Consider the following 22,669-nt stretch of genomic DNA (forward strand, 5'->3'; position numbering starts at 1 on the left):
GCGGCTTTCGTTCGTGCTTATATTTAGACGAATGTCGTCGTTATAGCTGGTGGTCTTGCATGTGTTTTAAGAATACATCTGCAGGCATAAAACCGGTGACACGAGCATTTGGAACATGGTTACCCTTGCTGTCCCAGAACTCAATGGTTGGTAAACCTAGCACCTGTAACTGTTTAAGCAATTCAATGTCTTGGGGCATGTTCTTCGTTACATCCGCTTGAAGAAGGACAAAATCAGAAAGCTTGTTCTCTACATCGGCTTGATGGAAGGTGTATTTCTCAAACTCTTTACATGCGACACACCAATCGGCGTAGAAATCGAGCATCACTGGCTTACCGAGTTTCTTCGCTTCAATCAACTGGATTTCTAACTCTTCTACCGTGTTGACGCGCGCAAATTGGATTTGCTGTTCAACCACCACGTTCTTTTCTGCAAACCAGTAATTTAAGGCAGGTTGCGCTGAAGCGAATAGTCCGAGCATTGCGATGATGCCCACTGCACTTTGCTTCCAGCCACCGAATGGTAGTGTATTCTTGCTGTGGTAAAGCCAACCAAAGGCGATGAAACCAAGGCCAGACCAAAGTACCGTCGCCCAAAATTCAGGGATGATACGTTCTAATAGGAAGATTGGCGCCGCAAGTAAGATGAAGCCAAATACGACCTTAACCTTATCCATCCAACCGCCCGCTTTCGGCAGTAACTTGTTACCAAATACCGCGACTAAGACCAGTGGAATACCCATACCGATCGCTAAGGCATAAAGGGCAATTGCACCGGTAAATAGGTCACCACTTTGAGCAACGTACAGCAATGCTCCAGACAGTGGTGCTGTAGTACAAGGTGAACACACTAAGCCAGAGATAGCACCCATCGCAAACACGCCTAGAGTATTGCCACCTTGCTGCTTATTGCTTTGGTTATTGAGCCAAGTTTGAATGCTACTTGGTAGTTGCAGGTTATAAACGCCAAACATCGACATCGCTAACGCCACGAACAGAACACTCAACGCGATCAGCACGTAAGGGTGCTGCATAGCCGCTTGGAATTGCATGCCGGCAGAGGCAACCACTAAACCCAATAAGGTGTAGGTTAAGGCCATGCCTTGCACGTAAATGAACGACAGCATCAGCGCTCGACCTTGGCTGAGCTTGCCGCCACCTAAAACGATACCCGTTAGAATTGGATACATAGGCAACACACACGGCGTAAACGCTAAACCAACACCGAGTGCTAAGAACAAGAGAGGAGTCCACCAACTGTCACCGAGCTTATCGGCTAGGCTCGCTTCTTTTGAAACGGGTGCGCTTGATTGTGGTGTCGTGTTATTTGCCACATCTGCTTTTGGAGAAGCAACTTGTGGTGCGGTGTTCGCTTGGTTGCTGGTAGTGTCGGCAGCAGTGTCGCTTGAACCCGTTGCTTCAAACGGTGCTATGTCGATTACTCGAGTTTCTGGTGGGTAGCAGAAACCAGCGTCTGCACAGCCTTGATACTTAACGATCAGCTGTGAGCCATCTTGGTAACTCTGTAGCGGAACTTGTACGAATAGAGGCTGCGTATAAATGCTCACCTCACCGAAGAATTCGTCTTGGTGTGGCTTACCATCTTCTAACTCAACATTGCCGATAGCGAGATTTTTTCCGGTGAACGAGAGGCTATGTTGATAGAGGTAATAGCCCTCTTTTACTTGCCAATCAAGAAGAACTTTACCGTCTTGCTGGTAATAATTGAAAGGGAAAGCTTGGTCTACAGGGACAAAGCCATTGTTATTGCCTCCGAAGCTTGGCTCGGCGTTGTCGTTCCCAAAAAGCGCCCACGCAGGCTGGGTGAATAGGGAAACACAAACAAAAAGTAATGTGGCAAGTCGTCGCATACTATTTAGTCATCAAAGTGGAGTTGAAGGTATCTTAACTCAATCAGACCGTAATAGTTTGTGATTAGTTTCATCGACCAGCAAATATCCACTAGGGCGGGTGAGCCACTTTCGTCGGCAGTCGAGAGAGAGTCAGCAGAGCAACTGCAGTGAACAGCCCTTGCCAATAAGACATTTAGGCAACACCCAAGCGTGCTTTTACCACTTGTTCGCAAGCGTCTATGTTGGTCGTGTCTTTTGGAATAATTAACACGGTGTCGTTGCCACCAACAGTGCCGATAATCTCGGTATGTGGGTCGATATCAACCAATCTTGCGACCAACTGTGCACAACCAGGGTGGGTTTTTACTATCACCATCGCTTGGTTATGAGTGATTAATTCGATTTGCGATGAGATGGACGCATCGACACGAACAGGTGCACTTTCAACCGTGATGCAGTACACCTTTTTACCACAGGCGTTCTGGATTTTTACTACGCCAAGCTGTGACAAAATACGAGATACGGTTGATTGGCTAATGCCGGTATAACCTATCTCTACCAGTTTCTCGCGCAGTTGGTTTTGGGTCGAGAAGCTTTGTTGTTGTAGTAAGCGTTTGCACGCCGCAGTCAGTGTTTTATCTTCAGCTGAATACAAGCAACCGTGCTCAGTGATTTCGTTCATGAACAACTCCTTAAGGTCAACGTGTGGATATCGCTTGTCCATAGCGCCGAACGCACTCCCAAAGCCGTAGAGTACGATTATTAATAGGGCTTACCGATGAATCCCGAAGTAAAGAAGGGAGGGTATGCGAGATGTATGATCATCTATGCATTGAGTCTACCACTAAAGGATAGTTATCTTTTTGAAGGCGATCACCAAATAATATTCTGGTTTATTGCTTTTATTTTGGGGTTTTATTCTTTGATTAATGGATATTTATTCCGGCTTGGGAATAAATATCCATAACTTATAAAGGGTTTTTATTGCGGAGGTAATAGCGCTAAGGGTTAGCGAATTTCACTCATGATCTCGCGAGAGAATACTTTTTCACAGTAGTGACATTTTAGTTGCACGTTTTCCTGTTTAAGCTGTACTTTAAAGCTACTTTCAACAGGCTCACCGTGTGAAATACAGTTGCTATTTGGGCAAGCGAACACACTATTGATTTGGTCTGGCAGTACCAGTGTTAACTTGTTGACCACCTTGTACTCTTCAATTTGATTCACCGTCGCTTGCGGAGCATACAGAGCCAATTGGTTGGCTTGTTCTTTGGTTAGAAAGATGTTCTCAATCTTGATCAGATCTTTATGACCCAGTGCTGATGATGGCAAATTTAATCCCATGGTGATGCGTTGCTCGGTCTTGTGCAATTTAAACAGCTTGAGGATTTTGATCCCAAGGTGAGCAGGGATGTGGTCAATGACGCTGCCGTTACGAATGGCTTCTACTTGTAGCTGAGTTTGTTTAACCATGACTGTTTCTCCTGCTTATAAAGTGTCGTTTAGAACTAGGGCTAATAGGGCTTCGCGAGCATACACACCATTTTCAGCTTGCTCGAAGTAGTAAGCGTGTGGCGTTTTATCTACATCAGTTGTGATTTCGTCGACACGTGGTAGTGGGTGAAGCACTTTCATGTTTTGGCGTGCATCTTTCAGCGTATCAGCTGTTAGAATGTAAGCCGATTTCATGTGCGCGTATTCTGATGCATCAAAGCGCTCTTTCTGTACGCGAGTCATGTACAGAACATCCAGCTCAGGCACCACTTCTTCAATGCTGCTGTGGGTGCTGTATTGGATACCCATCTCTTCCAGTTCTTCACAGATGTAATCAGGCATCGCTAACACTTCTGGCGCAATAAAGAAGAAACGTACGTTATTGAATTTTGATAGTGCTTGCGTCAATGAGTGTACGGTGCGGCCATATTTTAGGTCACCAACGAATGCCACATTGAGGTTGTCGAGCGTGCCTTGCGTTTCGTAAATCGAGAATAGATCCAACAAGGTCTGTGTTGGGTGCTGATTGGCACCATCGCCACCATTCACAATTGGCACACCGTTAGAGAACTCAGAGGCTAAACGTGCTGCGCCTTCTTGTGGATGACGCATCACAAAGGCATCAACGTAAGAAGAGATAACTTGCACCGAATCGGCAAGTGTTTCGCCTTTTTTCGCCAATGACGTGTTACCGCCATTATCAAAACCGATGACAGTGCCACCTAGGCGTTGAACTGCGGTTTCAAATGAAAGGCGAGTTCGAGTTGAAGGCTCAAAGAAGCAGCTCGCAACCACCTTATTTTTCAGCAGCTCTGGGTTTGGCTCTGCTTTGAGTCTTGCTGCAGTATCGACGATAAGCTCCAGTTCATCACGAGAGAGCTCTGGAATGGAGATGATGTGCTTGTTAAATAACGAATGCGCCATAACGGGTCTTCCTTTTTCTATGCATACAGTCAAATTGCGGACAAAAAAAAGCCCCCTAAAAATAGGAGGCTTCGAAACGATCAATAGAGCAAAATAAAAATGACACTAACGCCACTCTTTGGCGTGTAGTTTGACAATTATGTGCGACAGAACTGCGGTTCATTTTTTGCTCTCTTTAGACAAATTGCGGAGGATTATACTCAGATAAAAAGGCCATGCAATACTTTCTGTAAAGTATTCATTTAATGGATTTTTATGCGAAATCACGTCCGTTTGTAGCTTCCATTTAAGCCTTTGTCGGAACTGCGAATCTCAGTGTTTTTCAGGTAATAATCTTTTTTAGTACATGAAAAAAAATGCGGGTTTTATCCAAGGTCAAAATCCCAAGAACGCCACCCGCATTTCCCTGTTATTGCACTTAACTTGTCAATGTCTTGCGAACAAGTGAGTGCTTAACTTCTTAATTTATTAACTTCTTAGCTGCCTAGTGTCGCAACCATGACTGCTTTGATGGTGTGCATGCGGTTTTCTGCTTCATCGAATACGATTGAGTATTCAGACTCGACTACTTCATCTGTCACTTCTACGCCATCTTTAAGTTGCGGATATTCAGCAGCAAGTTGCTTACCGACTGTTGTATCTTCGCCGTGGAAAGCCGGTAGGCAGTGCATGAATTTCACATGTGGGTTGCCTGTTGCTTTGATCATTTCCATGTTCACTTGGTAAGGCATCATTAGGTTGATACGCTCAGCCCATGCTTCTTTCGCTTCGCCCATGGATACCCAAACGTCGGTGTATAGGAAGTCACAACCTTGCACTCCTTCTTGAACATCTTCTGTTAGCGTGATTTTGCCGCCAGTGTGTTCTGCGATTTCACGACATTGAGCTAGTAGCTCTTCTTGTGGCCAGAATTGCTTTGGAGCTACAAGGCGGATGTCCATACCCATTTTCGCAGCGCCAACCATCAGAGAGTTGCCCATGTTGTTGCGAGCATCGCCTAGGTAAGCAAAGCTGATTTCATGTAGCTGTTTACCACGGCCGTATTCCGTCATGGTTAGGAAGTCAGCCAAGATTTGAGTTGGGTGGAATTCGTCAGTCAGACCATTCCATACAGGTACACCAGCGTAAGCGCCTAGTTCTTCAACGATCTCTTGACCGAAGCCGCGGTATTCAATGCCATCGTACATACGGCCAAGAACGCGAGCGGTATCTTTCATAGATTCTTTGTGGCCAATTTGAGAGCCAGATGGGCCTAAGTAAGAAACTCGAGCACCTTGGTCGAATGCAGCAACTTCAAATGCACAGCGAGTACGAGTTGAGGTTTTCTCAAAGATAAGTGCAATGTTTTTGCCAGTCAGTGTCGGCTGTTCGTAACCGTTGTACTTCGCTTTTTTTAGCTCCATAGAAAGATCTAACAAGTGTTGAATTTCGCGTGGAGTGAAATCTAGTAGTTTTAGGAAGTTACGATTGCGTAGGTTAAAAGCCATGATGTATTCCTTCTTAGATTTAGGCGCTTTCCTGTTACAGGGAAAGAAAATTCAAGAAAGCGCGATTCAATTTTTGTGTATTAATTTCAGTTCAAACGGTGATTCAGTTTTCTCGCAAGGCTTGAAAAGCTCGCGAGTGGATTAATCTTTGGTGATATTGGTGCCCGCCAGGCCTTGCAGGATTTGCAAACCATCTTCGAGCGCACCGATACCGACGACCTTGCCGCCTTGTTGGATGAATTCGCACGACGCTTCAATTTTTGGCCCCATTGAGCCTGCATCAAATTCGAATTGCGCCAGTTCACTTGGTGTAGTACTACGCAGTGCGTGTTGAGTCGGTTGGCCCCAGTCAAGGTAAACAGCGTCAGCATCGGTCAAAATAAGCAGCGCATCCGCATCCAGTTGTTTCGCTAAGAAAGCCGCTGACATGTCTTTGTCGATAACCGCTTCAACACCGACTAATTTGCCGTTTTCTTTTTTGACTGGGATGCCACCGCCGCCAGTACAAATCACTAGGTGGCCGGCATCGATAAGTTGGGTGATCGCTTCGTGCTCAACAATGCCAGTAGGGCGTGGGCTTGGCACCACGCGACGGAAGTGTTGGCCGTCTGGTTTAACGATCCAGTGGAATTTCTCTGCCAATTCACGCGCTTCAGCTTCTTCGTAGATCGGGCCAATCGGCTTGGTTGGATCTGCGAACGCAGGATCGTTTGGATCAACTGTCATTTGCGTCAACATGCATGAGATGTTGCGGTTAGGCAGATAGTTTTTGAACTCCTGCATCAACATGTAGCCGATCATGCCTTGAGTCTCACTGCCCAACACATCCAATGGATACGGATTTACTTTTTTGTATTCCAAACCTTGCAGAGCAAGTAAACCAACTTGTGGGCCATTACCGTGAACTAAAACCACGTTGTACACTTTCGCGATTTCAGAGATGGTTTTAACAGCTGTTTCAATATTACGGCGCTGAACATCGGCTTCTAACGGCTCACCACGACGAAGTAGGGCGTTTCCACCGAGTGCGACAACAACAGTTTGCTTAGTCATAATTGTGTTCTCTCATTTGGCCAAGCTGAGATTATTTAAGGTCGTTCAACTTGGCCGTTTCGTCTTAGTGATTAGATACCATCACGCTCAATTGGGCAGCTCATGCAGCGTGCGCCACCGCGACCGCGGCCAAGTTCATCTCCAGGGATAGGAAGAACCGTGATGCCTGCTTTGTCGTATTTTTCGTTGGTGTATGTATTGCCTTCGTAGCCAATAACAACGCCTGGTTTAACGGTAAGAACGTTGTTCGCATCGTTCCACTGTTCGCGTTCTGCATGGAAGTTGTCACCACCGGTCGTGATTAGGTTTAGCTTGTCTACGCCAAGTGCTTTTTCGATAGCCGTTACGAAGTAGCCCTCTTCTTTCACTTTCACTGCGCCAGACTCATCGCCAGTTAGGTTCCAGCACTGCACGTCTTTACTTACAACTTCAGGGTAAACAGAGAAGGTATCTTCGTTCATGTGAGTCATAACGGTGTCTAAGTGCATGCAAGAGCGGTGTTTTGGTAGTTGCATTGCGATAACTTGTTTCGCTTGACCGTGTTTGAATAGGCTAGACGCTAAGTGCTCAACACCTTGTGCTGTTGTACGCTCAGACATACCGATAAGAACTGTGCCACGACCGATAACAAGAACGTCACCACCTTCAATCGTTGAGTTGTCGTAGCTGATATTTTCTTCATCACCAAAGTATTTAATGAAGTCTTGGCCTGCGAATGTTGGGTGCCAGCGGTAAATAGCGCGAACGTGGTTGGTTTCACGTTGGCGAGCAGGTTTCGCCATCGGGTTGATAGATACGCCACCGTATACCCAGCAAGATGTGTCACGAGTAAATAGGTGATTTGGTAGCGGTTCGATAATGAAGTCGGTCGGTGCGTGCATGCCTTGCATCATTGAAGATGATTTCATTGGCATTTCAGCGTAAGACAGACCGCCCGTTAGGATTTTTGCTAGCTCTAAGTTCGGTAAGTCGCCTAAGTAGCAACGCACGTCGTTAGCAAAAGTTTTACCTAAGCGGTAATCAGAAACTTGATGATTCAAAAGCCAATCTTTCGCTTCTGGCACTGCTAGTGTGTCTGCTAGTAGGTCAGTAAGAAGAAGAACTTCAACACCTTGATCACGTAGCGTTTTAGTAAATGCATCATGCTCTTTACCTGCGCGCTCAACAGCCAGTACGTCATCAAATAGCAAATCGTGACAGTTAGAGGGTGTTAGGTGAGTCAGTGCGCGTCTTGGGCGGTGAACTAGAACGCGGCGTAATTGACCTATTTCAGAACCAACATAGAACTTACTCATGATCGTCTCTCTCTTATATATTTGAATTACTTTTATCGCTAAGAGTAATTATTTATTTTCAGTTGAGAAGAATGAATTATTTATTCACATCTCTTGTCTGGAATTAATATTACGCCTGCTAGTCAGGTATTCTTAGAGATCTATCACAAATCGTTTTTTATCCCGCAGCCCTTTAAAATTAAGGGTTTTAACAAACTTTATGCACTTTTAGTTATGAGTAATACATTCTAAATAGTTAGCTGTTTGGGAACTTTATGCACGCTTTTTTGACGAAACTTACTAGAATCTAATTTACGAGGGATTATATGCAGAATATTTTTATTGATAAGAGTGTACTTAGCTTGGAAGTATGCAGTGTTTTTATTTAGATATTTAATTTTGGATGTAGAATTAATTATTTATTAACAAAGTAAATGCGAATAAAGTTGTTGTGATCACATTTTAAAATCGTCTGTTTAAGTGTGTTTTTTGATAAAAAATGGCATTAACTATCGTTTGTCTATTAGTATGTAAATTACTTTAAATATAATTAACGCTAATAAGTGACTAACTATTTGTTTAAACATCACAGTTGAAAATAGAGTGTTATTTCCTCAAGCTAATTTGATGTTTAAAAGTCGGATTGATTCTTCTATTGCGAGTGCTTTGGGTTTGGCTGAGTTTTGCTACGAACAGAAGATAGCTTGAATATCGCGTGTATGGCTTTGAGGAGCTGTTTTAGTAGCAGAGGGTTACATTGGGAGAGGAAACAATAAAAAAGCCGCTGTGAGAAGCGGCTTTGGATGAGAAAGGAGTGAAGTGCTGTTAGTTAGATCAGCGCACCAATACTCAGTACAACAATACAGAACACCATCAAGATACCGACTAATGGCATCACCCATTTAACCCAGCGTACATAAGGGACGCGAGCAATCGCCAAGCCGCCCATCACCACCGCAGAGGTCGGGGTGATTAGGTTGACCAAGCCGGATGCAGATTGGTACGCAGTGATAACCAAGTCGCGACCTACACCGGCAAAGTCAGCCAGTGGTGCCATGATTGGCATGGTCAATACTGCTAGACCAGACGTCGATGGAACTAAGAACGACAGTAGAATCTCTAAGAAGAACATCACGTTAATGAAGATAACTGAAGAAAGCCCCGTTACCATTTGCTCTGCAGAGAAGAGAATTGTATCAGTGATCATACCGCGGTCCATCACCACCACGATACCCCGTGCAATACCTATGATAAGCGCAACGCCAAGTAGGTCGCGGGCACCATCAATGAAGCTGGTGGTAAACTCTTCTTCGCTCATACGAGCCACAATACCGACGATGATGGTTGCTGCTAGGAACATTGCTGAGATCTCTGCCATCCACCATCCAGCAACGGATACACCGTAAATCATCACAGCGAACGAGCCACCAAAAATGGTCAGAATCAGTTTGCGAGTCGCGGTGAATTCAAGTTTCTCTCCGCTCGCATTACCTAAGAAGTGCGCTTTGTTCTCTTCGTATTTATCGTAGACAATTGATGTTGTTGGATCGGCTTGAACCATTCTTGCGTAACGCATCACGTAGGCAACACAAATACCCCAACCAATAATCAACATCGCAATACGCAGCGCGATACCGTCTGTAAATGGAATACCAGAGGCGTTAGCAGCGATCACGGTTGCGAATGGGTTAATTGTTGAACCCAGCACCCCAATGCCTGCGCCAAGCAGTACGGTTGCAGCGGCAACTAGAGGGTCAAAGCGAGCAGCCATCATTACAGGCACTAGCAATGTATAGAAGGGGAGTGATTCTTCCGCCATGCCGTAGACAGTACCGCCAGCGGCAAACAGTGCCATCAGGATTGGTATCATCAACTCTTCTCGCCCTTCTAAGCGGGCGGTGACGCGCTCGATACCCGCATCAATGGCGCCAGTTTTGGTTACTAGTCCTAAGAAGCCACCAATGATTAAAATGAATAGTGAAACGTCGATTGCGGCCGCTTCATAACTATTATGGTCGTAGAAGCCATCAATAGGCGCTAGCAGTACATCAATCACGCCTTGAGGGTTACCTTCTACCGCTTGATAGGTGCCGGTTACGGGTACTTCTCGACCTAGCTCTTCATTCATTGCGCGGTCGTATTGGCCTGCTGGAACAATCCAGGTAAGCAGAGCGACGAACGCAATGAGAATAAATAGAATGGTGTAGGCAGAAGGGAATTTAAAGTTGGCAAAGAAGCCGCCCTTTTTTTTCTCGCTTGGTATCGTTTGAGTTGTCATGGCTATCTCCTTACATCATCTTAAATAGAAGTGATGTGAATTAGCGACTAATGATTTATAGATTGTAAATACATTGACACTTATAAAATATCCAACGATATAAAGTTGGATGTTTTAAATTAATGTTTTTATATTTACCAATCCAAATGAAGTTAGATTTATTTTAGCTGCGGTTATTTTATTCCTTACGTTGGAATTTAAGTTTGGTTCTGTTCACAAAAATAATGGCCAATGAATGGGTTAGAAAATGGTAAAAAAATGGCAAGGTTTTTTGGTTAGTTAGCTTGGATTAATATTCGTTGTGGATTAAGGGTAAGTGGGGGATGATTGATTTGGTAGGTGTTGTTTATGAACGGCTATAATAATCTTGGAATTTTATTCAAACTTTATTTTTAAGACGTTTTTAAATTTTATAATGGTTATTTGATGCGTATCAAATAATACATTGAGCAGAAAACAAAAAAGGAAGCCGAAGCTTCCTTTTAAATGTTCAATCGCCAGCGTATGTTAGATAAACAGACCGCCGAATGCGAAGCCTAGTGCTACCGCAGTACTGATTGTTACCACACCTGGAATGAAGAATGGGTGGTTGAATACGTAGTTACCGATACGTGTTGAGCCTGTGTCATCCATCTCAACTGCCGCTAGTAGTGTAGGGTAAGTTGGCAGTACGAACAGAGCACTTACCGCAGCAAAAGAAGCAACGGCTGTTAGTGGTGCTACGCCAATTGCTAGTGCTGCAGGCATCAGTGCAACCGTTGTTGCGCCTTGAGAGTAAAGCAGCATAGAAGCGAAGAACAGAACAAGAGCCAGCATCCATGGGTAATCAGCCAGTAGAGCGCCTGCTACGTCTTTGATTTCAGCAACGTGTGCGTTCACAAACGTTGAACCTAACCAAGCCACACCAAGTACACAAACACACGCTGTCATACCAGAGCGGAACGTTGGCGCTGAAGAGATCTTCGCTGCATCAATCTTAGTGAACATCACGATAGCCGCTGCCGCTGCCAGCATCACAGACATGATCGCTTCGTTACGACCTAGCGCTGGGTTTTCAATTAGGCCAACAGAGCTAGAGATAGCCGCTGCGTAACAAACCACGAAACCAATCGCAGCTAGGAAGATGTACGTTGCTTTCTTCGCTGTTGGAAGTATTTCGCGTTTCTCTTCTGTCGCCAGTTTGATTAGACCTTTCTCTAGACGTTCTTGGTAAACAGGATCGTCTTTCAGTTCGCTACCCATGTAGTTCGCAACAACAGCACCAACCATACAAGCGATGAAGGTTGTTGGGATACAAACCATCAATAGCGTTAGGTAATCAACACCAAATGGTGCCAGCATTGCTGCGAAAGCCACAACCGCTGCCGAGATTGGCGAAGCTGTGATGGCAATTTGAGAAGCGACAACCGCGATAGACAGTGGACGCGAAGGACGAACACCTTGGCCTTTCGCTACTTCTGCAATAACAGGAAGCGTAGAGAATGCTGTGTGACCAGTACCCGCCATTAGTGTCATTACAAAGGTCACAATCGGCGCGTAAAAGGTGATGCGTTCAGGGTGTTTACGCAAAAAGTTTTCTGCAATTTGCACCAACCAGTCCATACCGCCAGCAACTTGCATTGCAGCAATAGCGGTAATAACCGACATGATGATCAAGATTACGTCGATCGGGATGAAAGATTGGCTTGTTGGAACGCCAAGAATAAGTGAAAGGGCAATAACACCAGCACCACCGGCAAAACCAATACCGATACCGCCAATTCTGGCCCCCAAAAAGATAAAGAGCAGGACGATAAATAGTTCTACTGCAATCATAAGTAACACCTCATTTAGATTTTATTATGTGAACATTCGCCGATGGAATGTTCACATAATAGTTCTATGGTTTAGATTCAATTTAGCAAAAACGCAACCAATGGAAATCCACATAATAAGCAGGGTTAACCGTATTGGAGCCTAAAAAAGGGCTCCGCTTGGAGCCCTTTTTCGCTAACTTTATTCGTAGCGTTTTGCTTTATACTGAGGATGCATTAAATTTTCAACAGAGAAAATGTCATCAAGCTCTTCTTCGGTTAATAAACCGCGCTCTAGAACCACATCACGTACACTCTTACCTGTTTCAGCACAGATCTTACCGACAATGTCACCCTCGTGGTGGCCAATGTATGGGTTTAGGTAAGTTACGATACCGATAGAGTTAAATACGTGTGATTCACATACTTCTTTGTTTACAGTAATGCCGTCTACACACTTGTCGCGTAGATTCACACATGCGTTTGTTAGGATGTCTAGAGACTCAAACATGCTTTGTGCGATTACAGGTTCCATAACGTTCAGTTGCAGTTGACCACCTTCTGCAGCGAAAGAAACCGTGTTGTCGTTACCTAGAACTTTAAAGCAAACTTGGTTTACTACTTCAGGTACAACTGGGTTTACTTTAGCAGGCATGATTGAAGAGCCAGCTTGTAGTTCAGGTAGGTTCAGTTCGTTCAGGCCAGTACGTGGGCCAGAAGAAAGTAGACGTAAATCGTTACAGATCTTAGACAGTTTAACCGCTAGACGCTTAAGTGCGCCGTGCGTCATTACGTATGCGCCACAGTCAGACGTTGCTTCGATTAAATCTTCAGCCGCGACACATTCAAGACCAGTTACTTCTGCTAGGTGTTTCACTGCAAGACCTTGGTAGCCTGGTGCTGCGTTTAGACCGGTACCGATAGCTGTTGCGCCTAGGTTTACTTCAAGCAGTAGTTTTGAAGTGTATTCTAGGTTTTTGATTTCTTCATTGATGGTTACTGCCCAAGCATGGAACTCTTGGCCAACCGTCATTGGAACTGCGTCTTGAAGTTGAGTACGACCCATCTTCAAAATTGTATTGAATTCTTGGCTCTTAAGCTCGAATGCGCCCTTTAGGTATTCGATAGCGTCGATCAGTTTACGAACACTGTTGTAAACAGAGATACGGAAGCCAGTTGGGTAAGCACAGTTTGTCGATTGGCTGCGGTTTACATGGTCATTTGGGTTGATGAACTCGTATTGGCCTTTTTCTTTGCCCATCAGTTCAAGTGCCACGTTCGCAATAACTTCGTTCGCGTTCATGTTTACAGAAGTACCAGCACCACCTTGGAAAACATCCGATGGGAACTGATCCATGCACTTGCCCGTGTCTAGGATTAGGTCACAAGCTTGGATGATGTATTTAGCCACTTCGCTTGGGATTACACCTAACTCTTTGTTTGCTAAAGCCGCCGCTTTCTTGGTCATTACCATACCGCGAACGAATTCAGGTACATCTGAGATCGTTACATTTGAGATGTTGAAGTTTTCAACTGCGCGTAGAGTGTGGATGCCGTAGTAAGCATCAGCCGGAACATGACGTTGACCTAATAGATCTTCTTCGAGACGAGTAGCTTGAGGAGCTTCAATTTGAGCTTCTGATTGAGTAGCCATAACAGGATCCTTAGAGAATTATTCTGATTATATAGTTAGTTATTAGCCTATTCTGTGTGCAAATACTCCGTTCGCTAGAATATTGGGCTGATAAATCCGTCCTGACTTATGTGGCACATGATACTGTACTTAGCGCATAAAAATATTAAGTTGATCACCTTTTTCGGTTTTGTTTCGTCAATATTCAGCAAACTTATTCCGGGTCAATAAACACGCTCATTTACAGGATAAATTTGAGATTGGTAGGGCTTTCAGCGTAAACTGCAAGTAACAAAGGAGGGCGTGTGTTTCCTATCTTATTATTACTATTTATCTTCGTACCCATCATTGAGATTGGGCTATTTATTCAAGTTGGTGGCTTCTTAGGATTGTGGCCAACTATTGCGTTGGTTTTGATTACTGCATTTGTTGGTGCATCTCTTGTTCGTAGCCAAGGTATTCAGACACTTATGTCTGTTCAAGGTCGATTGCAACAAGGCGAAATGCCGGCACAACAGATTCTTGAAGGCGTGATGCTTGCGGTTGCAGGCGTATTACTGCTGACTCCGGGTTTCATGACAGACGCGCTGGGTATGTTGGTGTTGCTACCAGCACCAAGAGCGATGATTGCCAAGAAAATGATGGAAAAAATGGTGGTTAAAAATATGTCTGGTGGTTTCCATGCGGGTGGGCAAACTGGCTTTGGTCAGAGTCCTTTTGGACAAGACCCATTCAATCGTGACCCATTTGACCAGTCAAAAGATGGCAACACCTTTGAAGGTGAGTTTGAGAAGAAAGACGACGATAACGATCGTAACCGACTAAACTAATCCACTTTCCCTCTTCTTTATATAGAGGGAAAAACAGAAAAGGCTGTTACCTTTATCCTTCGTCAGAAAGTGATAACGGTAACAGCCTTTTTTATTGAGTATTACTTACTCGTGATATCAAGTAATAAATAACAGGGCGGATGAGCGGTTATTTACTGCGATTGGCATTATACTGCGCCTTCAAATCCCATTTGTCGCCATGCTTCAAACGCGATGATTGCTACAGCATTTGATAAGTTCAGGCTGCGTGCGTCTGGCATCATTGGAATGCGAATACGTTGTTCCATCGGCATGCTTTCGATGAACTCAGCTGGCAGGCCGCGTGTTTCTGGGCCAAACATCAACACATCACCTTGTTGGAATTTTGCATCAACGTGGTGACCTGTTGTTTTAGTGGTACAAGCAAAGATGCGGAAACCACCCTCGCGCTCATTTTCTAGATACTCAAGGAAGGCTTCTAGGTTCTTGTGACGTTTAACTCGCGCTAGGTCGTGGTAATCCAAGCCTGCACGACGAACTTTCTTCTCTTCAAAATCAAAGCCAAGCGGTTCGATAAGGTGAAGGTTTGCGCCGCAGTTAGCACATAGGCGGATGATGTTACCCGTATTGGGTGCAATTTCTGGTTCGTATAAAGCGATATCAAACATGTTGGTTCACAAGAATAATCAAAGATAGCCAGAGTATACGGTGGCAAGCTGAGTGAGTACAGTTCGCCACCATCAGCTTACGCGTTGTTCGCTAATGCTTGTGCGTAGTTTTCTGATACTGCATTCCAATTCACCACGTTCCACCATGCATTGATGTAATCAGGACGACGGTTCTGGTAGCTGATGTAGTAAGCATGTTCCCAAACATCGAGCGCGAGAATCGGCTCACCATCGCTGGCAACTGTATCCATCCAAGGATTATCTTGGTTTGAGGTTGAGACGATCTTGAGTTGTCCTTCTTCTACCACTAGCCAAGCAAAGCCAGAGCCGAAGGTGTTGATTGCCGCTTGAGCGAACTCGTCTTGGAATGTTTCGAAATCACCGAACGTGCTATTGATAGCCTCAGCGAGTTGACCCGTTGGTTCACCACCGCCGTCTTGAGACATGCAGTTCCAATACAAGATGTGGTTGTAGTAACCACCACCATTGTTACGAACGGCAGGGCTGTGTTGGGAGATGTTGGCGAAGATTTCAGTCAGTGATTGCTGTTCAAGTTCGCTGCCAGAGACAGCCGCAATAAACTTATCGTAGTAAGTTTTATGGTGCTTACTGTAATGCACCTCCATCGTTTTGGCATCGATGTAAGGTTCTAGGGCATCGTAAGCGTAGGGCAGAGCAGGGAAAGTGTGAGACATGGTAAATCCTCCTTAATTAGAGGATTTACAATAATGATAATAACAATCATTATCAACTACGATCTTTGTAGGGATATTACACAGGTAAGATAGGTAGGGTGATTTCGAGTTGTAATCCGCCTAACGTGCTGCGGCTTGCAGTGATGGTTCCGCTGTGTTGACGAATCGCACTCTCAGTTATGGTTAACCCAAGCCCTGTGCCGCCTGAGTTACGATCACGAGCAGTGGAAACTCGATAGAAAGGCCTGAAGATAGAATCCAGTTCATCCTCTGGTACACCATCACCATTATCATTGACGCAAATTGTTAGCTGATCCTGAACCACATGGAATTGCACATCCACTTGGTCTTTGCCGTAGTAGATCGCATTGCGTGTAATGTTGTCTAGCGCGCTCATCAGCAGCTTAGGGTTACCCGAAATAGAACGCTCAGGGATCTCTGAGAACGTCAGTTGTTTGCCCATCTGTTCGGCTTCAAACTGTGCGTCTTTCAAGATCTCTTCCCATAGGCTCGAGATAGGCTGAACCTCACGAGTAATGTGGCTGTCGACTTGCATACGAGATAACGTCAGTAGCTCACTGATCATCTGTTCAAGACGTTGTGCTTCGGTATCAATACGTTCAAGTTCTTGGCTCTCACCTTGTTTACGAATTGCCAGCGCATTCGCCATGCGCAGACGAGTCAGTGGTGAGCGGAGCTCGTGTGATATATCAGAGAGTAGTCGCTGTTGCCCCGAAATCATCTGGTTTACCGCTTCGACCATTTGGTTAAAGCTTTCACCCGCTTGTCTGAATTCAGAGGTACCTTTTTCAAGTGTTGGGTCGACCTCAAACTGGCCTTTCGCTACACGTTGCGCAGCGCGTTCTAGCCTGCGAGCTGGTTGACTCAGTGCCCAAGCTAGCCAAAGTAATAGCGGAGTACTCGCTAACATGACAGCAAGCAATAGCTGTAAAGGTCTATCAAATAGGCGTAACAAGAATGGCGGTGGTTGATTCCATTTCACTCCGGCATACATCAACAACTCTTCACCTGCCAGTTTGATCGGTACTGGACCAGCCACCATGTAATGTCCGTAGAGCTTTTGTTTCGGCACTTCAGGGTTCTCAATTGAGGTCACAAAGTTGCGAATTGCCTTCAACTTGTAGTCTGAATGTCTCTTAGAGGTAAGGACGGCTCCTTCAAGGTCGGTTAAGTAGATGCGAGCTCGTGAGTCCTTGCGGCTACGTGGTGCCTCAAGTTGGAATACAATTTTGCCCAGATTCGGTTCTTTGGCGTAGCGTTTCTCTGTGAATTTAGCGATACGCTCTAATTTATTGAGATGATCCGCGGGTACATCGCGTGCTACACGCGGGTCTAAATGGGGAAGCGACAGTACCGACAAAAGCACCAGTAACATGGTGAACCAAAAGATAGCAAAGATACGTCCATATAAGCTGGTGATTTTAGGTATACGCATTAATCTTCCTCTACCAATAAGTAACCACGGCCACGTAAGGTCTTGATGCGAGGTTTGGCGTCACTGCGTTCAGGAATTTTTTTACGCAGGTTGGATATGTGCATGTCTATCGCACGGTCAAATGCTGCTAGTCTTTTACCGAGCACATCTAAACTCAACGTTTCCTTGGTGATCACTTGCCCCGGGTTCTGGATTAGGTGGCTCAGCAGGGCGAACTCGGTAGTGGTGAGGTCGATAAGCTGGCCATTACAATAAGCTTCTTGTTTACCAGGGAATACCTCGATGTCTTGATATTGAACCTTATCGCTGGTGGTTTTAGGTGCCGCAGTGGTCTGCGTTCGGCGCAAGATAGCTCGAATACGCGCTAACAATTCGCGGTCACTGAAAGGCTTAGGTAGGTAATCATCCGCGCCAAGTTCAAGGCCAATCACACGGTCGATCTCTTCGCCTTTTGCGGTCAGCATGAGCACGGGTGTTTCCCAATTTTCTCTCAGCTTCTTTAGTGTTTCCATGCCATTAAGACGCGGCATCATCACATCCAAAAGAATCAAATCAATCTCATCATTGATCGCCTCGAGCCCCGCGTAGCCATCATTGGCTTCGGAAACAGTGAAGCCCTCAAAGCTCAGAATGTCTTTGAGTAAGCTGGTTAACTCGGTGTCGTCATCAATAAGAAGAATGTTCGCCATTGGGAAGCCTTAATCATTTAGTTAGGTTAATAATACTGCTAATTATTCGTCAACTTTCACTCTTTACGATTCTTTACGCTTTCTAAACGTCACTTTACGAGGGAAAGACTAATCTATATTCAAGCGCTGAGAAACAGACGCAACACATGACTTATTATACCGAATTGAGGCAACAATTATGAAAATGACTAAGAAACTTGTACTAGCAGCTGCGGCACTTCCACTTATCTTTGGTACAGCAAGCGCGTATGCTTACGGTGGTGGTGATAAAGGCGACCACAAAGGTATGCACGGCAAATGTGGCGGCTTCGATAAGAAAGTGATGCGTCAGCTAGACCTAACGGATGCTCAAAAAGCAGAACTAAAAGAGATGCGTGAAGCGAATCGCGCTGAGATGAAAGCAAAACATTCAGGCAATAAAGCTGACAAGATCGCGCAAATGAAAGCGCATCACGAGAAAGTTCAAGCATTGGTACTTGCAGACAACTTTGACGAAGCGGCAGCAAACGACCTAGCAAGCCAAATGGTTGAGAAGCAAACTGAGCGTCGCGTAGCAATGCTTAAGAAACAACATCAAATGATGAGCGTACTAACACCTGAGCAAAAGACTCAACTGAAAGAAATTCAGCAAGAGCGCATGGCGAAGTGTGCGGACAAAATGGAAAAGCATATGAACAAAAATCAGTAATTCATGGTTTGAAAAACCTAGTTGAATGAAGGTGTTTGCAAAGAAGCGGCTGTGTGCCGCTTTTTTTGATCCTTAAAAATGAATATTTTACATCATGGCTGTCATATTCAATCGGTTGTTTGCGGGTTATACTTTGTGCTATCAGTCACTTTATAGCCAATTTATGAAACAAAAATATGCACGTTTAGTTACGCTCGCCGCTTGGGCAGCCACCATCATTGCTACCATATTATTGGTTGTGAAGGTTGCAGCGTGGTGGGTGACAGGTTCAGTCAGTTTATTAGCTTCTGTTGTTGATTCACTGTTGGATATCGCCGCTTCTGTAGTCAACCTCGTCGTCGTTCGCTACTCTCTGCAACCCGCTGATAAAGAGCATACCTTTGGCCATGGTAAGGCTGAATCTCTTGCCGCATTAGCACAAGCGATGTTTATTTCTGGTTCCGCTTGTTTCCTTATTCTCAATGGTATAGAGCGTTTCTTCCGACCACATGAGCTGAATTCTCCAGAAGTTGGTATTTATGTCAGCTTGTTCGCGATTGTAATGACCTTTGGTTTGGTTCGATTCCAAAAGTACGTTGTGAGCCAAACAGGTAGCCAGGCGATAGCTGCCGATTCTCTTCATTATCAGTCTGATCTTTATATGAATGCGGCGATCATGCTGGCATTGGCACTTAGTTGGTTTGGCATCGGTCAAGCAGACTCAGTATTCGCGATTGGTATCGGTATCTACATTCTTTACAGCGCTTATCAAATGGCGATGGAAGCGATTCAATCTCTGCTTGATAGGAAGTTGCCTGATGAAGAGCTCAAGCTAATTAAAGAGACATCGTTGAGTGTGGAAGGTGTATTGGGTGTGCATCAACTAAGAACGCGCCGTTCAGGGCCTGTTCGGTTCATTCAATTACATTTAGAACTCGAAGATAATATCCCACTTATTGAAGCGCACCGCATTTCTGACGAAGTAGAAGACAAGCTTATCTCTGTTTTCCCTGATGCTGATGTATTAATTCATCAAGATCCATACTCGGTCGTATTTGGACCAGAGAAGCAGCAGAAATCCCATTCATGGTAAGCGTGCTAAGAAATGGGTAGCAAATGGTAAGTGAGTGGCTTTTGAACTAAAGTGAGTAAAAATTGCTAGTTCTTTGGTGAGACAAAATACAGCTGATAACAATTAATGTTGATTCTGATGTGAATCAACAAAGTTATTGAGTAAAACTGTAATACTCTTACAGAAGTAGAAATGTTACATAAATTTACGCGATTTAAGTGCTATTCCCTTTGAGGAAATGTAACATAAAGCACAAATACAGATTTAAAATCTTGTTGATATACAGTCAGCAAGCAAAAGAATTGAATAATAGATTCCCAAAAATCGAGGGTGAGCATGATTAAGAAGATCGGTGTTTTGACCAGTGGTGGTGACGCTCCAGGCATGAACGCAGCAGTTCGCGGCGTAGTTCGTACTGCACTATCAGTTGGCATTGAAGTTTACGGCATTTACGATGGCTACCAAGGCCTTGTTGAAGATCGTATCGAAAAGCTTGACCGTTCAAGCGTATCTGACGTAATCAACCGTGGTGGTACTTTCTTAGGTTCTGCACGTTTCCCTGAGTTCAAAGAAGTTGCTGTTCGTGAGAAAGGCATCGAGAACCTTAAGAAGCACGGTATCGAAGCACTAGTTGTTATCGGTGGTGACGGCTCTTACATGGGTGCTAAGAAACTGACTGAAATGGGTTACCCATGTATCGGTCTTCCAGGCACAATCGATAACGATATCGCGGGTACTGACTACACAATCGGCTACCTAACAGCGCTTAACACTGTTATCGATTCAATTGACCGTCTACGTGACACGTCTTCTTCTCACCAACGTATTTCTATTGTTGAAATCATGGGCCGTCACTGTGGTGACCTTACGCTTATGTCAGCAATCGCGGGTGGTTGTGAGTACATCATTACTCCAGAGACTGGCCTAGATAAAGAACAGCTTATCAGCAACATCCAAGATGGTATTGCTAAAGGTAAGAAGCACGCAATCATCGCTCTAACTGAGCTAATGATGGATGCGAACGAACTGGCTAAAGAGATCGAATCTTCAACTGGTCGTGAAACTCGTGCAACGGTTCTTGGTCACATCCAACGTGGTGGTCGTCCTACTGCATTTGACCGTGTACTGGCTTCTCGCATGGGTAACTACGCTGTTCACCTTCTTCAAGAAGGCCATGGTGGTCGTTGTGTTGGTATCGAGAAAGAAGAACTTGTTCACCACGACATTATCGATTGTATCGAGAACATGCAGAACCCAGACCGTTCTGAGCTATTCCGCGTTGCAGAAGAGTTGTTCTAAGCCACGCTTAGCGTTCGCTTGAAAATATTTAAAAACCGCTGATTTATCAGCGGTTTTTTTGTACCTGTCGTTTGAGGTTTCAAAAACTACAGGCAATAAAAAAGGCCAACCTAAGTTGACCTTTCATCTAATCTAAACGGTGACGTTTAAATTAAGCTTTTGCTTCAGCTGCTGCTTTAGCGATAGCTGCGAAGCTTTTCGCGTCTAGAGCTGCACCGCCAACTAGAGCACCGTCGATGTCTGGTTGTGCGAAGTAAGCTGCTGCGTTTTCTGGCTTAACAGAACCGCCGTATTGGATAACAACTTTCTTAGCAACTTCTTCAGATTTCTCTGCGATGTGTGCACGGATTTGAGCGTGGATGCGTTGTGCATCTTCAGCTGTAGCTGCTTTACCAGTACCGATAGCCCAGATTGGTTCGTAAGCGATGATAGCGCCTTCAAGAGCTTCAACACCTTGAGTGTTGATAACAGCGTCAAGTTGACGAGCACATACTGCAACAGTTTCGCCTGCTTCGTTTTGTGCTTCAGATTCACCGATACAAAGAACTGGAGTTAGGCCGTTTTCTTTTAGGAATGCGAATTTCTTAGCTACGAACTCATCTGATTCGTTGTGGTATTCACGACGCTCAGAGTGACCGATGATGATGTGAGATGCGCCGAACTCTTTAAGCATTGCTGGAGACATGTCGCCAGTGAATGCACCGCTGTTGTTTAGGTCAGAGTTTTGAGCACCTAGGATGATCGCGCTACCAGCTTCAGTAAGCGTACGCTCAGCAAGATCAACGAAAAGTGCTGGTGGAGCAACTGCTACGTCTACGCCTGTTACGCCTTCAAGTTCAGCGTTAAGACCGTTTAGTAGTTCAACAACCATTTCTTTGCTGCCGTTTAGTTTCCAGTTACCCATAACTACAGGATGACGCATAGGAATATCTCCAAAGTATTTAAATAAATCGAATGTAAAAAAGTAAACTTTATTACGAAATAATATAACAGAATAATATCAACAGATCATGACTGTGGTCATGACTTTCTTGGATCTTACTCAATGGTCAGAGTAGATTTTGAGCATATATCAGTGATCCGGCAGACAGAATAATAGCTAACTTCTCGGATTTTTCACCGTTAGTTGTTATTAAGGGACAAACGATTGCGTTAACAACAGGAAGTAACAATGCCGAATCTAGTTCTTGAGTACTCCAATTCTGTGGATGAGCGAGTAAATATCCAAGGCTTACTGGAAGATCTCCATCAAGTCGCTCTCACATGTGGCTTGTTTGATGTGCCGTCAGTGAAGTCTCGTTCACTGCGTTGCCATAATTGGTTGGTCGGTGATGAGGAAGATAGTGTAGACTTTATTCATATCAGCTTTGAGTTACTTTCGGGACGAACGGAAGAGCAAAAGCGAGAATTGTCACGATCGTTAATGCAGATCCTGCAAGAACAAGCGAGTCATGTAAGAAGCTTAACGGTGAATATTCGTGATATGGATAAAAGTTGCTTTCAAAAAGTAATAAACTAACCATTGC

20 protein-coding genes are annotated in these 22,669 nt (G+C 44.7%); 5 read left to right on the forward strand and 15 right to left on the reverse strand.

Annotated elements, in window-relative coordinates:
• Positions 1–40: 40 nt before the first annotated feature.
• The 10 genes from L4C44_RS18995 to aspA all read right to left on the reverse strand — a co-directional run bounded on the left by L4C44_RS18995 (position 41) and on the right by aspA (position 13,809).
• On the reverse strand, positions 41–1,870 hold the full coding sequence (locus L4C44_RS18995) for a protein-disulfide reductase DsbD (protein ID WP_428805574.1): 1,830 nt from the start codon (positions 1,868–1,870) through the stop codon (positions 41–43).
• Positions 1,871–2,045: 175 nt separating this feature from the next.
• Positions 2,046–2,534 carry an arginine repressor gene (locus L4C44_RS19000; protein ID WP_017630898.1) on the reverse strand — a complete coding sequence of 163 codons (489 nt, stop codon included), beginning with the start codon at positions 2,532–2,534 and terminating at the stop codon, positions 2,046–2,048.
• 326 nt (positions 2,535–2,860) lie between these two features.
• Entirely contained in the window at positions 2,861–3,325 is a 465-nt protein-coding gene (gene pyrI, locus L4C44_RS19005) for an aspartate carbamoyltransferase regulatory subunit (protein WP_060983419.1), read from the reverse strand.
• A 15-nt stretch (positions 3,326–3,340) separates the two neighbouring features.
• Positions 3,341–4,270: an aspartate carbamoyltransferase gene (gene pyrB, locus L4C44_RS19010; protein WP_004729720.1), complete on the reverse strand. Its 930-nt coding sequence runs from the start codon at positions 4,268–4,270 to the stop codon at positions 3,341–3,343.
• 476 nt (positions 4,271–4,746) lie between these two features.
• Complete coding sequence (locus L4C44_RS19015) at positions 4,747–5,757, reverse strand: ornithine carbamoyltransferase (protein ID WP_017063666.1); 1,011 nt, start codon at positions 5,755–5,757, stop codon at positions 4,747–4,749.
• 141 nt (positions 5,758–5,898) lie between these two features.
• Positions 5,899–6,810: a carbamate kinase gene (gene arcC, locus L4C44_RS19020; protein ID WP_428805575.1), complete on the reverse strand. Its 912-nt coding sequence runs from the start codon at positions 6,808–6,810 to the stop codon at positions 5,899–5,901.
• 71 nt (positions 6,811–6,881) lie between these two features.
• Entirely contained in the window at positions 6,882–8,105 is a 1,224-nt protein-coding gene (gene arcA / locus L4C44_RS19025) for an arginine deiminase (protein WP_146492409.1), read from the reverse strand.
• 808 nt (positions 8,106–8,913) lie between these two features.
• Positions 8,914–10,362, reverse strand: a complete 1,449-nt coding sequence (locus L4C44_RS19030; RefSeq protein WP_428805576.1) for a YfcC family protein — start codon at positions 10,360–10,362, stop codon at positions 8,914–8,916.
• Between the two features lie 507 nt (positions 10,363–10,869).
• Entirely contained in the window at positions 10,870–12,177 is a 1,308-nt protein-coding gene (locus L4C44_RS19035; protein ID WP_017630904.1) for an anaerobic C4-dicarboxylate transporter, read from the reverse strand.
• A gap of 180 nt (positions 12,178–12,357) precedes the next feature.
• Positions 12,358–13,809, reverse strand: coding sequence for an aspartate ammonia-lyase (aspA, locus tag L4C44_RS19040; protein ID WP_146492410.1), 1,452 nt, complete (start codon positions 13,807–13,809; stop codon positions 12,358–12,360).
• 284 nt (positions 13,810–14,093) lie between these two features.
• Here aspA and L4C44_RS19045 point away from each other — a divergent pair, with 284 nt between their 5' ends.
• Positions 14,094–14,618: an FxsA family protein gene (locus L4C44_RS19045; RefSeq protein ID WP_060983416.1), complete on the forward strand. Its 525-nt coding sequence runs from the start codon at positions 14,094–14,096 to the stop codon at positions 14,616–14,618.
• Positions 14,619–14,785: 167 nt separating this feature from the next.
• Here L4C44_RS19045 and trmL read toward each other — a convergent pair whose 3' ends face one another.
• The 4 genes from trmL to L4C44_RS19065 form a co-directional block, all read right to left on the reverse strand.
• Entirely contained in the window at positions 14,786–15,265 is a 480-nt protein-coding gene (gene trmL / locus L4C44_RS19050) for a tRNA (uridine(34)/cytosine(34)/5-carboxymethylaminomethyluridine(34)-2'-O)-methyltransferase TrmL (RefSeq protein ID WP_060983415.1), read from the reverse strand.
• Positions 15,266–15,342: 77 nt separating this feature from the next.
• Entirely contained in the window at positions 15,343–15,960 is a 618-nt protein-coding gene (locus L4C44_RS19055; protein ID WP_285953291.1) for a superoxide dismutase, read from the reverse strand.
• A 76-nt stretch (positions 15,961–16,036) separates the two neighbouring features.
• Positions 16,037–17,416 (reverse strand): envelope stress sensor histidine kinase CpxA, encoded by a 1,380-nt coding sequence (gene cpxA / locus L4C44_RS19060; RefSeq protein ID WP_285953292.1) that lies wholly within the window; start codon positions 17,414–17,416, stop codon positions 16,037–16,039.
• On the reverse strand, positions 17,416–18,105 hold the full coding sequence (locus tag L4C44_RS19065) for a response regulator (RefSeq protein ID WP_146492413.1): 690 nt from the start codon (positions 18,103–18,105) through the stop codon (positions 17,416–17,418). Before L4C44_RS19065 ends, cpxA begins: the two co-directional genes overlap by 1 nt.
• A gap of 178 nt (positions 18,106–18,283) precedes the next feature.
• Between L4C44_RS19065 and L4C44_RS19070 the strand changes: the two genes are divergently transcribed.
• From L4C44_RS19070 to pfkA, 3 genes are all read left to right on the forward strand, one after another.
• Complete coding sequence (locus L4C44_RS19070) at positions 18,284–18,793, forward strand: CpxP family protein (protein ID WP_285953294.1); 510 nt, start codon at positions 18,284–18,286, stop codon at positions 18,791–18,793.
• A 163-nt stretch (positions 18,794–18,956) separates the two neighbouring features.
• On the forward strand, positions 18,957–19,865 hold the full coding sequence (fieF, locus tag L4C44_RS19075; protein WP_210446822.1) for a CDF family cation-efflux transporter FieF: 909 nt from the start codon (positions 18,957–18,959) through the stop codon (positions 19,863–19,865).
• 315 nt (positions 19,866–20,180) lie between these two features.
• Positions 20,181–21,143, forward strand: coding sequence for a 6-phosphofructokinase (gene pfkA, locus L4C44_RS19080; RefSeq protein ID WP_372143924.1), 963 nt, complete (start codon positions 20,181–20,183; stop codon positions 21,141–21,143).
• Positions 21,144–21,294: 151 nt separating this feature from the next.
• Here the strand turns inward: pfkA and tpiA are convergent, their stop codons facing one another.
• Entirely contained in the window at positions 21,295–22,065 is a 771-nt protein-coding gene (gene tpiA / locus L4C44_RS19085) for a triose-phosphate isomerase (RefSeq protein WP_146492416.1), read from the reverse strand.
• Between the two features lie 249 nt (positions 22,066–22,314).
• Here tpiA and L4C44_RS19090 point away from each other — a divergent pair, with 249 nt between their 5' ends.
• The gene (locus L4C44_RS19090; RefSeq protein ID WP_017061157.1) at positions 22,315–22,662 is read left to right on the forward strand and encodes a 5-carboxymethyl-2-hydroxymuconate Delta-isomerase; all 348 of its coding nucleotides are present in this window, start codon (positions 22,315–22,317) and stop codon (positions 22,660–22,662) included.
• Positions 22,663–22,669: the final 7 nt, after the last annotated feature.

The sequence above is a fragment of the Vibrio satsumensis genome, assembly GCF_050337435.1.
GTDB classification, from domain to species: Bacteria; Pseudomonadota; Gammaproteobacteria; order Enterobacterales; family Vibrionaceae; genus Vibrio; species Vibrio satsumensis.